Origin of the sequence: Leptothoe sp. EHU-05/26/07-4, assembly GCF_043421015.1 — a bacterium.
In the GTDB taxonomy this organism is placed as follows: domain Bacteria; phylum Cyanobacteriota; class Cyanobacteriia; order Phormidesmidales; family Phormidesmidaceae; genus Leptothoe; species Leptothoe turfae.
In genome coordinates, this window is record NZ_JAXSQV010000011.1 from 1 (window position 1) to 13,849 (window position 13,849).

Annotated in this window: 11 protein-coding genes and 1 pseudogene; 3 read left to right on the forward strand and 9 right to left on the reverse strand. The window is 50.1% G+C overall.

Annotated features, from left to right (window positions below):
* Positions 1–24: 24 nt before the first annotated feature.
* The 8 genes and pseudogenes from U2F10_RS35945 to U2F10_RS35980 form a co-directional block, all read right to left on the reverse strand.
* Positions 25–1,223, reverse strand: a pseudogene (locus tag U2F10_RS35945) (IS4 family transposase).
* 208 nt (positions 1,224–1,431) lie between these two features.
* Complete coding sequence (locus tag U2F10_RS35950; RefSeq protein ID WP_499874870.1) at positions 1,432–2,997, reverse strand: TrbI/VirB10 family protein; 1,566 nt, start codon at positions 2,995–2,997, stop codon at positions 1,432–1,434.
* Between the two features lie 15 nt (positions 2,998–3,012).
* Positions 3,013–3,867, reverse strand: coding sequence for a hypothetical protein (locus tag U2F10_RS35955; RefSeq protein WP_499874871.1), 855 nt, complete (start codon positions 3,865–3,867; stop codon positions 3,013–3,015).
* Positions 3,864–4,985: a hypothetical protein gene (locus tag U2F10_RS35960; protein WP_499874872.1), complete on the reverse strand. Its 1,122-nt coding sequence runs from the start codon at positions 4,983–4,985 to the stop codon at positions 3,864–3,866. The genes U2F10_RS35955 and U2F10_RS35960 overlap by 4 nt, the downstream gene beginning before the upstream one ends.
* A gap of 2 nt (positions 4,986–4,987) precedes the next feature.
* Positions 4,988–6,013, reverse strand: a complete 1,026-nt coding sequence (locus U2F10_RS35965; protein WP_163668390.1) for a hypothetical protein — start codon at positions 6,011–6,013, stop codon at positions 4,988–4,990.
* Between the two features lie 12 nt (positions 6,014–6,025).
* Entirely contained in the window at positions 6,026–8,821 is a 2,796-nt protein-coding gene (locus tag U2F10_RS35970) for a putative type IV secretion/conjugal transfer ATPase (RefSeq protein WP_499874873.1), read from the reverse strand.
* Positions 8,818–9,138, reverse strand: coding sequence for a hypothetical protein (locus U2F10_RS35975; RefSeq protein WP_006513277.1), 321 nt, complete (start codon positions 9,136–9,138; stop codon positions 8,818–8,820). The genes U2F10_RS35970 and U2F10_RS35975 overlap by 4 nt, the downstream gene beginning before the upstream one ends.
* Before the next feature lie 52 nt (positions 9,139–9,190).
* Complete coding sequence (locus U2F10_RS35980; RefSeq protein ID WP_499874874.1) at positions 9,191–9,784, reverse strand: hypothetical protein; 594 nt, start codon at positions 9,782–9,784, stop codon at positions 9,191–9,193.
* 434 nt (positions 9,785–10,218) lie between these two features.
* Here U2F10_RS35980 and U2F10_RS35985 point away from each other — a divergent pair, with 434 nt between their 5' ends.
* Positions 10,219–10,599, forward strand: coding sequence for a hypothetical protein (locus tag U2F10_RS35985; protein ID WP_499874875.1), 381 nt, complete (start codon positions 10,219–10,221; stop codon positions 10,597–10,599).
* 6 nt (positions 10,600–10,605) lie between these two features.
* Complete coding sequence (locus U2F10_RS35990; protein ID WP_499874876.1) at positions 10,606–11,301, forward strand: hypothetical protein; 696 nt, start codon at positions 10,606–10,608, stop codon at positions 11,299–11,301.
* Here U2F10_RS35990 and mobF read toward each other — a convergent pair.
* On the reverse strand, positions 11,258–12,955 hold the full coding sequence (gene mobF, locus U2F10_RS35995; protein WP_499874877.1) for a MobF family relaxase: 1,698 nt from the start codon (positions 12,953–12,955) through the stop codon (positions 11,258–11,260). The two genes, U2F10_RS35990 and mobF, sit on opposite strands and share 44 nt — an antisense overlap.
* A gap of 432 nt (positions 12,956–13,387) precedes the next feature.
* Here mobF and U2F10_RS36000 point away from each other — a divergent pair, with 432 nt between their 5' ends.
* Positions 13,388–13,840, forward strand: coding sequence for a hypothetical protein (locus U2F10_RS36000; RefSeq protein ID WP_499874878.1), 453 nt, complete (start codon positions 13,388–13,390; stop codon positions 13,838–13,840).
* Positions 13,841–13,849 lie beyond the last annotated feature (9 nt).

The window sequence follows — 13,849 nt, forward strand, 5'->3', positions numbered from 1 at the left end:
GTACCTTAAAAGGTGACAGCGTAGCTATAAAGCATGTTCCATAAGGGACAGAGCGAGAAAACCACGTTGAAAATAGAGCCGTTTATTAGGTTTGAGAGCGATCAACTTCAAGGCCCAATCAGCCCATATAGTCATGGCAACTATCCACCGTTGTCCATACAAACCCAAGCTAAAATCACTGTGATAGGGAGCCTTGTCTAAGTGACTTTTGATACATCCAGCATACTCATCTATCCGTAATGCTTTCATCTGTTGCCCGTGCATCGTAGCCAAACTATAGGCGAGCACAATGACCACGACCAAGGCTAAAAAGCGACGGTCGTTCACCTTGGTCTCTTCGAGGTGATACCCCCCGCTTTTACAATCTTTGAAAAATTGTTCAATTCCCCAGCGACATCGGTAAATTCTTAAGGTTTGTTTGAGGGAAGGGAGATTTGTCAGGATATACCAGGGAGCTTTCGGTCCCGTCTTGCGATACTTGCGTTTCCAATAAACCGCCAGATTAAAGGGACCTAATCCGTCTCCTTTATTCCCTCGAATGCCGCCATAAAATTGAGACCTACCTGGCTTGAATCCTTGGTCTTTGAGGACTTGGTACTCGTCACCAGGGTGTTGTTGGAAGTGGAAGTCTTTTTTCTGACGTAAGGCAAAGAATACCCCTTGTTGGTCCAGCCATTCGGCCAATTTGGGACTATGAAATTCTCGGTCTCCTATCACCAACGTTGGATAGGGTTTCAATACTTTCAGAGCGATTTTTAAGACTCGTTTTTGGGTCCTCAGATTACTGTTGCCTACATGATCTAATAGCTCCCAATAGAGCGGTAAGGCATGAGTCCCCCATACCAGGGTCACCATAAACAGATTCCGCCCTTTCCATTGGGTTCGGTCTATCGCAATCAACCAATACCCATACTTCTGATGGGTCTTTTTTTTAGCTGACGACGCTGATCTCGATTGAGACGATGCCCGGTTTGAGCTTGTCGAATCCAATATTTGATCAATGGAAACCACAACACGGTAAGACTCAGACGAGGCAGGACTAGAAACCGTTGTAGGTTCCGTTTACGACTCGCATATTTGATCGGTTGAGGGAATAGACTGGCTAAGGTTCCAAGCGTGACTTGACGATGCGCTTGTATCAAAAGTAACACCAGCTCTAGCGTTAGATACTGCTGTTCATTGAGATGCTTACGGCAAATCGTTTGGTATACTTGAGGCAACATTTTATTTTTTGTGGGGGATGCATAGTCCCCTATTTTTTTGCCCTTTTATTTTCCCAAATCATTGCCGACTATAGGCTTGAAGTTCCTTGTCACCCTTTAAGTTCGAGTACCTGAAGTGCCTGGGCGGTAGGTGCTGAGATCGCAAGACTGGCCCAGGCAGCTGTGAGTGGGAGTAACGCTCTAAAACGGTTCATGAGTGTCGCTCTCCTCAGATCTGCATCGGTTGATTGACAAAGAGCTGTACTGGAGTTCCGGCTGGTAGATACCAGGTTGATGGACGCTCAGCGAGATCTTCAATGGCCTGGTCATTGCGGTCGGCTAATCGTTCCGCTAAGGCACCGGCTCCCCCTTCGAGAACAGCGCCTAAAAAGTTTGGATCGTCATATTCAGTGGCGATGGTGCCTTGAAAATCTGAATTGATGACTGTAGAACTGCGAGGCCGATTTAAGATGGTGCCGAGATTTGCCAAGCCACTGATGACAAAGAGACCCGCATCCATTGAGAAAATAGCTCCACCTGGATCGTTAAATCGATCGGCAACAAGAGGATTGCCATCCTTCCCACGAATGTGCAGATGTCCGTTAGGAATGGAATAGGACTGGTCATCTCGGAGGATGGCGAGAACATCCAGAGTGGCGACTCCAGATTCAGTATCCATCGGGGCTACGGTGACAACCAGCTGAGCAGCTCTTGGAAAGACAATTCGCTCGTCTGCTGTCATCAAGGGGGCATCCAAGGTGACGATGTACTTGGGTGTGTCTGGCGATCTGGAATTGGTCACCTGACTTCCATCTCCGGGCCATAGGATGGGTGTGGTAACAGTCGCTGTTACGGTTGTTCCGACCGGAATGGTTTGAGTGGTGGGATGACGCATTCCAGGAATAGGTGTGTAGCCATTCACATAGGTGCCAAGAGAGGATTCTGGTGTTTGGGCAACCGCTGGTGTGTTAGTTTCAGGAGCTGGAACACGAACAACTGGCTGTTGAGGTGCTGCGGTGCCAGGGGATACGGTGCGTGCAGGTCCAATGGTGGTTTGAGATTGGCGAGTGATGGTAGGTTGTGGTGTTCGGTTAGTCGTGTTGGGGCGAGCTGTGGGTTGAGCGTTGGGTTGGGTATGGGCCACAAATTGCACTTGACCGAGAGTGCCGGACAGGGCAAACTGTTGCCATTGCTCCCAAGGACCGATGGGTTCAGGCGCTATCTGCACCGCTGGTTGTGATTGAGGCATTGGCTGGACGGGGGCTGGTTGAACTGGCGCGGGTCGTGGGACAGCGGGTGCAGGTTGTGGAGCGGCCCGAGTAACAGTATCTGTGGATGATGTTTCCTCATCTGAACTGTTATTTGAGGGGGCATCATCAGCTTCTGTAAGCGGATCACCGTCGAGATCCTGCAAATCCTGGGCCTGGTCTTTGAGCGCTACTTCAGTTCGTAATTCTCCCAGTTCACCTTTTTCATCATGGGTGGGTGGTTCTAGAGAGAGCGTTAGCTGATCGTCCGCTTCATAGGTGGTTTCAGTGGGTTCATTCGTCGTAACGGTGACAGGCCGAAAGATTTGGTTGGTGATCAACCCAACTAATAGGGCAACGACAGAGACTCCGCCAGCAACAAAGAGGAGTTTGGTGGAGCCCATTTGGGAGAATCGACGAGGGCTAGGCTCATCCTCAGGATGATGGAATGCTCCATTGCCGTTGTCGGGTTCAGCGGCGGTGGACTGATCAAAATTGACGAGCTGTGCCATCTCTCGATAGGCTGCGTCCTGGTGTAGATCGCTCATGGTCAGTATGGGGGCTTATTCAGTGAATTCTTGAAGCTGGAGATCTCGCATGCCGGTGATTTCTAACCCCGATAGCCGAACCGCGTAAATGGCAGCGGCTAAGGGCGTGAGTGTATTGGGTGCCGGTGGTGGGGGCACATTAATGGACTGAACGTAGATGCGTTTATTGAAGGGAACAGCATTGCCAGTTGGTGTTTGGGGAGAATACACCATTAAATCGGCCACCACATCAATACTCCAGGCACCAGGGGTATCGGTTTGGGTTGCGGGATAGCCCACCTCACGGATTTTGAGGACCACTTCTTTTTGGCCTGCAAAGATATCTTCTGGGGTCATGGTGGCCAGCTTCTGCAAGAACTCGGTGCGGAATTCTTCTTCTAAAGTGAAGGAGGCCTGCCAGGCAGGTGTAGTGACCTTTTTAGTAAAGCCATCCTCGAGGTCGACATCGATACCGGCATCCTGGGGAGCTGAGGTGATTGAATCAAATTTGCTGGTCGGTTCAGAGGAGGGCAGATCCGCAGACCAGTTCATTAGATAGATGAGACTATCGGTAACAAATTTACGAATCACCTCCGGTTCACGGTCATGATTGGGCGTTTCATTAACGCGGATGCTGGTACCATCGGTGAGCTGAACTAAGGCTGCGGCTGGTTTCTTGGCTAGATAACGTGTGTAGGAAACGTTAGACAGAATAAGGATGGCAATCAGCCCAGATAGACCAAGATTGGAGATGAGTAAGATCGCGAGAAAACTCTTTTGCCCAACTCGTGTCCAGTTGGTGCCTGATACGGGTTGTTGTCCATTGAGGTTGGTCACCGATGCTCCAATAGAGGCATCTGCTGGCCGATGACCGTTGAGAAAACGCATCATGATTTACCTCCAGGGTAGATATAGGAGCTGATACCAAATGAAGCAATGCCGAATGTGAGCTGTTGAACGGTGGCGAGCACACCATTGAAGACGGCCATGCCACCCCCTGCGGCCATGGCAAACGAGAGAACGGGCGCTAATAGACCCAATAAAATCATGTTGACCATGGGATCTAGGGGACCGGCCTGATAAATCATGGTGACTAACATGGCGGTGACCACGTTAAAACAGAGCTTGGCCAGACCTACAGAGAGAAATGAAATAATCCAGGCATAGAGGGCAATACCGCCGAGAGGTGAGAGTGTGAGTCCGAGCGCAATAGGGCCTAACATGGCTGTCAGGATAAAACTCAGCTCGACTAGATAGTGAAATGCATTTTGTAGGGCGGCTAAAAACGCCTCAATGGCCAAACTGATAAGGGGATTAACAACAGCACCTTTCAAGTTAGCGCCGAGAATCGGGTTATCTCGTAAGTCTGAAATGGCTGTTTTAACCAGATTCGTAAGTCGATTTCCCCAGACCATGGTGCCATATCGAGCATTGAATCCATCCACAATGGCTGTGGCTTGTTGATGCCCCTGTTCTAAACAGGCGACTAGCTGTTCATTGTTGGTCATGCCATTACACTGAGCCCGCACATCACGAATTGCTTTTTCAGCATTGCCATAGTCCAACACTTCATTGAGATGGGTCTCATAGACCAGAGATGCATTAGCGATTTCCAGAACCTGCGCATTGGTTTGGTTGATCAAGGCTCGCATCGTGGTTGAAGTTTGCCGTAGCAAGCTGGCATCATTGCTAAGCAAAATAACAACGACCAGGGGCCAGACCAGCTGAGACATGGCATCGTAGGATTCATCGGCCAGAGCGGCTCGGAGAAATTTGTACATAAAGAACCCGAGCGATAGCAGGGCAAACAATCGACCGATATTGACCAGCGCAATGTAAATCTGACTGGGCTCACCAATAAACAACGTCCAGGATTCATCCCAGGCATTGGCCATTTGTTGAGACAGGGCTGTGCCACAGTTGAGGGCGAAGTCATTCTTATCGAAGAAGGGACTGACGCATTCTTCTACGACCTCGGGTATTTGACTAAAGAGAATCGGATATAGCATGGTTACCTCATCACATGAACGAGCCGGGTGGTGCGGGCCGCATCTTCTGTGGCTCCCGCTGAGGTGGCCATGTCTCGCTGAATGGACTGGTTGAGTTGTTGGTTGAGCAGCTGTAGGTTTTTGCCATTTACAAAGGTGCCATCACGAATCTCACGGCCAAAGTGAAGATCAAGGACTGATAGCTGGGTGTTAATGGCATCCTGTTGCCGACCGTAAGCCACCTGGCTAGAGGTGGTGAACTGGAGCGACACCATTCCAGATAGGGCGGTTTTGAGCACATCTTGAGTGCTGGTTTGCTCGTTAGTAGAGGCTACGACTTGGTCAGCGGCTTCTGCTTGCTGGGCCAAGGCTTGAATGGATTGTTCAACCAGTGCTTTGGAGTTATCCGCTCCAGTTTGAGCTGCCGTGAGTCGTTGTTTGGTGGCTGCTTGACCTTCTTCTGAGAGGCCAATGGCCGTCATCGCTTCAGTGAGGGTACCAACGGCATCTACGTTAGCAGCAACTGTCGGATTTACGCCCGGTGTGATGCTGGCTGATGCGCCACTGAGGACCGATAGAACCGGTGGTATGTTCCCACCAGGGGTATTGGTGCCACCACCAGGGGGATTGTTGCTGCTAGGACAGCTTTGAGGTAAGAAACAGTTCTCTCCTCCCAAGATATCGCCCAGAATGTCATCAAAGATCTCACCTGGATCGGGCAAGCCCATATCTCCCAGGATGCTGCCGAGGTCGATATTGCCGAGATTGAGAATATCCTCTAGACCGCCGATGGAGAGATCTGGAATGCCCGCTGTAATATCGCCGAGGACACTGGAGATATCGGGTAGGTTGATACCGAGATTGCCAATGATATCGCTGAGGCCGCCAATATCACCCAGGCCACCAGCACCGATGGACCCAAAGTCGATGTTGCTTGGAATCAGGCTGGCGTTAGCGGAGGATGTTGTAAGGGGCAAGGATAAAAGACAAACTGCTGATAGAAGGCCGATCAGCTGCCGTCGAGTGGGGTGACGGGATTGAGTTTTCATAGGAAGTCTGGATTAAGCAACCAATGGATGAATCGATGGGCTCTTAGGCAGTTCAATGGCACGTCCCTGTTGGATAGCCGTGACTAAGGCATGGGAGAAGGCGACTAATCCTGCTAGAGGAGATTGGCCAACTGCTTCAGCCTGGGCCATGTAGGCATCACGGGCGGTCTGTTCATCGGGGTTATTCGCGACAGCGGCTAACTGCAGATACGGGGCGTAATACCGACACACGGTAAAAATGCCGGTGTCTTCTAACAGCCATTGACTGTAGAGTTCATCGCGTTTTGGAAAGAAACTCTCACTCGCATTACGAGCGATGAGGTGAGGAGGAACCTTGAGAATGTGGGTGAAATTTTGTTGAGCTGCCGGTTGGATACGACCGATCAGCTTGGTGGATAGATTCGGAAAAATATCAGCCGATGCCTTGGCCCGTGCGATAGTAACCGGATCTTGAGCTGAGATAATCACCCGCACTCCTGACTTGGCACCATTAGCACAGAGACGAGCAACGAGGGCAGCGACTTCTTCGTATTTGAAGAGAATCGGAGCCTCGTCAATAAAGAAGATAGAGGCGGGTGAGGCCAGAGCTCGACGGACGGCAGCTGAATAACAAGACAGCGACAGGATTGCCGCATCTTCATCGTCACTCAACCCGCGCAGGGCAAAGACTAAGAGCTGGGCATCGGTGCGAAATGAAGAGGGTTGACCGATGGCTTTGCCGACGGCTGAATCAAGCCAGAAGTTGAGACGGAGATTGATTTGTGAGATCGCATCCTCAGCTCCCTTCGATACCTCCGTATACTGCTCAATCGTGTTCTTGGTACAAAAGCCCAGATAGTCCCTCAATGTGGGAATCTGACACCAGGCAGCAGAGCCCACACCGTCAGCTAAAGCGGCATCATACCGCTGCTGAATGATTGGATTTTCAAAGAACGTGGTCAGCGTTAGGGTGAGCACCGAACGAATATTCTGTCGCATGATGCGGGTATCGGCACTAATATCTTCGGTGGACGCCCCAAAGACCATGGTCATCAGAGCACTCACCAAAAAGTTCTTATAGTCCTTCATCCGCTCCAGCTGCTCATCACGGGGCAGATTGTGCAGATCAGGAATTTCAAATAGGTTGTTGGACTCCTTTGAGATGTCGAAATAGGCTCCATTGTTACCCAGGAGACCGGTGTAATCCGTGAAGGTGGATGACCCGTCTTGCTTTGGAAAGTCCATTGCCACCACAGGCATCCCGGTGGCTAAAGCATGGGTAAGAATGCCAGAGACGAGAACAGACTTTCCTGAGCGGGTAGTTCCAGCAATAAAGAGATTCCGATGGGCAGTGTAGAGGTCAATATGAATGGGTGTTCCGGCTTCTTCGGCAATCAGCTCAAAGCCTGAGCGATCCAATTGCTTGGTCATCAATAACGGCATCAAACCAATGGCTTCGCTAGCCAGATAGGTCTTTTGCCTACGAAAGGGCGTAAATAAAGGACGCTCTAACGTGAGCTGTGGCTGACACTGAAGCCAGGTGCGCCAGGCATATTCTCGTTCCCGCTCCAGACCAGCCGGTCGCTGGAAACAGTTCATTAAAAAACGACAGGCATCGTCTAATTCTCCCTTGGTCTGTCGTCGTACCAAAACAACTAACGACAGCATCAGGGGAATATCTCCGCTGTAGAGCTTGGCCTGGGCTTCAGTGGCAATGGATGAGCGGAGCTGATTGACCACATCGATAGACGAATGCCGAGCCGAGACTTCCTGGGCCACATTGGCTTGTTTTTGTAACCGCTGGAGATCTGCCTTGATCAGATTGGCATTGCCCTTGGATAAGGTACACACTAACGTGACATCAGCGACCGCATCACGAGCCAGGGCCGACCAGAGGTATCGCATCTGAGCGGCTTTATCGACCCAACCACCGGGTTTGTGCTCAAAGGCCAGCACACCGACATAACCATCGCGATAGGCGACCCATTCACGGTCGGCCACAGGAACCGTCTGAGCTGTTTCAAACATGTATGATGCCGGATGCTCGGAAACATCTTGCTGACAGTGGCACTGCTTGCCATCAAACACCGTGAGCTGAGGCAGGGGCCTTGGTTCAGTGGTATTAAATTCATTCCACTGGATAGCCCATAGATCTTCAGAGGTAAGGGCAACCACATCGAGACCAATTTGAGTGGTCAGCAGCTGTTCCCAGTTCTGAAAGTCAGTGAAAGCTTTTTGGAAGATGCGACTCAGTTTGACACTTTTTTGATGTTGGTCCTCGCCAATAAACTGGAGCCACTTGTTGCCCATTAAGGCCGAGACTTTTTGAATAAATGCTTCGATGGTGTCTTCCGTATCGGCGGCATCGGAATCGATAGTGGCAGAACAGTAAATATGGAGTGACTTAGGTTTGCGTACACCCTGACGTGTGAGCTGCTGCACCCGTGCCTTTTCACTCATCAAAATGGCTTTGAGTTCGCTGTTGGGTGCGGTGTCATAAAGCCGGTCTAGTTGCCGTTGCCGATCAGTATCCGAGGCAATGGAGGTAAACACCAGACTCATGTGCTCACGGCTGGGAAAACATTTGAGTCCGGATTCCACCGCATCACAGAGTTTGGCTAGAGTATCTGCATCGAGGGTGGGATGAATACCGGTAGACCGAAAGGCAAAGCGAAACTGGAGCTGTTGTTTGTGCTTGAGTAAGACCGCACCCACCCGACGCTTACCAATGAGAAACTCAACGTAGTCCGAGAGATGAATTGAGTCTTCAATGGGCGTATATCGTTTTCCTGCATGGTGGATGGCTCCGATTTTTGTCGTGGCTTTCATCGACGACGTTTCCTTGAACGCTGTGGAGAGTGGAGCGAAAAGGGAACAAACAACACATAGCCTTTGGCCCAGCGGGGGACGACTTGAAATTTAGCAAGAAACCGCCAGGGTGTATTTCCAGTGAGAATCCACCAAACAGCCATGCCGCTGAGGATAAAGACCAGAGTCCATACCCAGTTCAGGGCTAGCAGCTGACAGACCAGGAGTGTAATGACACCAATAGAGCCCCAGGGGAGAATCAGCTCAGCGGGAACGGGGCCTAGCCGAGGACGAGCACCCAGATTTTGATTGACGGAACGGAAGGGATGAGGAGACATTAGACAGACGCTAACGATGTACACTCAGAACAAAACAGGTGTGCTAGCCTAGCTAGGTGCCAGCACCACCAATCACGAGATTTGCCATCAGATCACCGATAACGATCGCCATGACGATAATGAGTGGCGTCCGCGCCAGTGTCGTCCAGTCGTCGTCGTTCCTCGCGGCGACCAGGACGCGAATAACAGCAATGGCAATATAGATAACAAAGATGGCTCGCAAGACTCCAAAAATAAGTGGAACCATGGTGGCAGGTACATTACTGCTGCTGAGCAGGTTGGCGATAAACGTTTCGGCATTTTGTAGAAATTGAGCCTGAGCTGGAGCCAGTGTCAGGTCTGTCAGAATATAGGAAACCAGGATCAGTAATGATGGAAGGGAGGTAACGGCTAATCGACGCAGACGGGTTTTGCGGCTCCAACGAGCCAGCCGATTAAACTTCAACCGAATGGCAGCAGACCAGATGGTGCCGATGGAAAGTGCCACTAGCATCATGCTGAATAAGATGCCTTTGAGAGAGGCATCAAAGAGGAGTGAGACCGTCGCAACTCCTAGCAGAATGCTAACAGGCGGCATCTGAAAGAAACGGCTAGATTGAGGCGTGAATGCTTTGGGTGCTGACGAATGAAAGTGTTGCGAAGACATAACGTCACCTATGAGAGATTAGCCTCATCCTATGAAAAACTCTCTTAGGCGTAAACGGCAGCGATCTCAAGTTTCTTAAGAGAGATTTTTTGGGATCTTTTAAGGGAATGTTCAAAGAGTAGAATTTCGGGTGGTAATAATAAGCATTTAGGATCCAAAGCAGCCCATTTATGTGGGTGGCACCCGGCAAATGGAACGGTTTATGTGGGAGCACCCCGGCAATCTATCAAGGTTCGGTGGGGACTGCCTAGCTACCCAAAATTTAAGAAACTTCATGATGGCATCTTGAACACCCAGATGACGAAAAAATCGCTAGGATAGAAACCATTTAAAGTCTCCTGGTAAATCGTCAAGGCAATGTCAAGTTGCCATGAATCGGCTAGGGCTTGAGGTCCAGGGTATCTCTACGTTTGACCTATATAAGGAGAACTTGCATGACCGCGCAATCGAGCCCTTCAAACCTGACACAGTCAGGCTCAGCGCCCTCAAATTCAACGGATAGAACACGACTACATATTGATTTACGAGATCCCAGCTTAATGTCCAAATTGAAGGATCAGGCATCTCATTCAGACCAAACGCTTAAGGCGTTGGTCAATGATGTGCTGGAGCGCTTTTTGGCGCAGCCAACAGTTTTCTCCGATGATTTTATCAATAATCTAGATCGAATGTTTTCAATGTTTGAGTCATTGCCGATGGACCAGATTTATCAGCTAGCGGAGACGAGTCATCGTTCTCCTGATCAGATGCTATTGCACCTGTTGATAAAGGGCTTGACGGTCTATAGCTCGTTAGAGGTATTGGAACGCGATTGACCGGTCATGACAGCACATAAACCATGGTCTGAGGATCTGAGTAAGGGGATTCAGGATCTTCCCATTGTGGAATCTCCGGCCCATTTTGACCTGAGTGAAGCCGATGTCGCTGCCGCGCGGGAACAGGGGTTGGAGATTACGAGTATTCGTGCGTTTCATGCCCATGCTGAGGACCGGTTATATGAGACCCAATCGGTGATTCCAGATGACCAGGCCATGGCGCTGATGGAGCGTCTTGTTACCACAGGTCGTCATTTACCGACTCCAGATAAACCCCGTTATCAGCTAACCTATGACCCCAGTGGCAGCATCACTTTAACGACTTCTGAGGGGCGATTGCTATATCGCTATTCGGGAAATATTCTCCTGCATAATGGTCTGTCACCAGAGGATGATGCTTATTTGTCATCTCAGCTTGCGGCGAACCAGACGGTCACGGTTGTCGATGGAAAGCGCCTGATGCATCAGGTGGTGGCAAATTTAGATAAATGGTCGCAGGACCCATCTGTGGTGTTGGAGCTGGACTATGTGGCCGGTCAGCACATTTTGCTGAAGCGGGCTGATGGCACGACGGTGTTTCATCAGGTTGAACAAACCGTTCTCTGCAGTGATTTTCTACCAGCAGAATGGCAATCGCTGACACATCGGTTAGCCCGTATTAACGATCCAACTCCAGACCCCGATCCAGATTTGGAACTGTGATGGCCTTAGGCTCACGCTGCGTGTCGAGTTGGTAAACCGTGATGGGGATATGGACCTTTTTTCTTAACTGATTCAGCCGTTGATCGCCGATGTTTCCCACCAGATGGATTTCATCAATGTGCTGTTTGGGCAGGGTTTTCCCTGTGTGAACCCAGGCAAACTCAAATGCTTTGGGATGCTCAAGGTTCCAATCGGTGACCTTCCCGTTACGGTGTCTGAGCTGAACCCATCCAGGACGATCACTGGCTTCAACCTGAACGTACACAGGGCCAACCCGGCCTGGAATCCGTAAACGATCTCCTGAACAAATGGTGACATCAATGGAATCCATTGATGTCTGTTGTAGCGCGGTTTGAGGAGAATGCAGGATGCCTAATTGTTTGAGCCGTTGCCGAATGGCCTGGGTAAGTCTGTCGTGAAGTTCAGCAGGGGCAATTAACAATGCTCGCGTATTCTGGGCAATGGCATGGGCGAACTGGCCAACCGCATCGGTGTAGGGATAGGGCGTCATCAGTGTTTTTGTTGGCCGATTTGGAGCCTGGATAGGGATGTGGGCAGAGCGACACAGGTGACCGTTTTGCTCATACAGATGTCTATCTGCTTTAGCGTCCGTGATGGCCTGAGCTAGGTCACGATAGCCAAAGAGCTGGTCAGGATTGCCCCAGCCGTCATCACCGAAGACCTGCTGCATCAGGGTAAGGGTATCGAGGGTTTCGGTGAGACCAAGGGACTGGGTCAAATGCTCCAGGGCTGCTCTAGCTGCATCTAATCGATAGGCCGCATCTGGGGTCTGAGAAAGTTGGGGTTGGGGATGTTCAATGCCCAGGCCTATCTGTTGGTTTTCTGTATCCCATTGCTGACGCAGTGATTCCAGAGAGCGGTGTCCCTGTTTTTTAGGGCGGGTACGGAGACAGGCGATTTGTTTTTGGGCTCGTGATGCGTGATGGCCGACTGTCTGGAGAATTTGCTGGCGTCGTTTAGACCAGTAATCAAGTTGTTCAGGGGTATAGCCAGCCAGTTCTAGATGTCCCTGGTAGCGCGTTATTGCATAGCCTAGCTGCTGAGCATTGATGGCAAGGTCTTGATGATAGACCGTTTGCCACAGCTTGCGGTGCTTAAAGAGTGTGCGGGTGTCGAGGGCTCGCCAATCCTGGCCGGTATGGGTGGTATTCAGAACAACATTATGGGTATGGAGCTGAGGATCTTGGGCACGACTGGTGGTATGGGCGAATTGAGCAATGATGAGATTTTCCGTTCGTTCAAAGAATATGCGCTGACCGTTCCAGCGGCGAGCACCACTTTGACTCTCAATCAGGGCTAAGGCTGTTTTGACGGCCTGGTGGTGAGCATTGAAGAGGTCCACAGCACCCTGCCAAAGGGTGGCCAAGCTGATGGATTTGGGGGCACTGAAGGTGAGATCGATACCAGCGACATGATGCATTTTGAAAGCTTGGTGGAGTGGCTTGCCATCAGGGGTATAACCATTCAACAGTGTGGAGAAGATTTGATTCTCGACCGGGCCATCCAGCTGTAGCGCATCACAACCGTTGCCAGTCCATTGACTGGCGGTTTTAGCTTCGTCCAGGGAGCAATAATTGTCGGCTCCATAGTAATGAGCCGCGTGTTGGCTGGAGACAGAGGCAATGGACAACATGGCAGGTGTGATGAAGGGGCAGTTTACAAATGTCAATATTCTTGCAACAGTGTGGCCGTAGATTTCGGGTGTAGATACCCATGTAGATTTGTTATGTAGATACCCATGTAGATTGACTGTGGATATCCATGTAGATGCACTGTAGATATCTGATGGTGATATGGGTGTTGAGTCGTTGTAGACATCACTGTTGAGTCAATGGTGATAGTTGTTGAATCACCGTTGATTGAGGAGGTTAGTCTTTGTAGATAGGGTGTAGATATCACCGTTGAGTCAATGGTGAGTCTCTGTAGAGTTGATAGAGAATCTAAAGAAAGACTTTGTTGATGCAGAATTTCAACAGTCTTGTTGTTATGGTAGTGACTATTGGTTGTGTGTTATTCAATCCGTCAGACTGAAACGAATTAGTTCTCGCCGCAGTAATAGTTCAGCATGACCCATGCGAGGGAGTCTCTAGAAACCTTTCTGGGTGAACCCGGCCCCGGCGGTAGACTGTCAGATCGTAATGTTGTGGGCCAAATTTTCCCAGAAATTGAGACGTATCGACAACGAGGGTACTCATTAAGTGCAATTCATAGTGCACTGGTGCGTGGTGGGGATTTGAGCTGTACGATTACCACATTTAGAACGTATTACTATCAAGAGCGACAGCAGCGGTCTGATGAACAGTTATTACCAGAACAAGGTTCAACGACTGACTTAGCTGTCCCAATGACAGAGCCTCTTCCATTGCAGAATGCTGAAGAACAGATTTTGACAGACACATCTGATTCAAAGTCATTATTGACGATCAGTGACACAGAGTTAAAGGCTCAACAAGCATTGGCCAAGCGTATGTTTGCCCAACGACGGGCTGAGTTGGGAATGACCCGACGCGAAAACTAGACACTAACA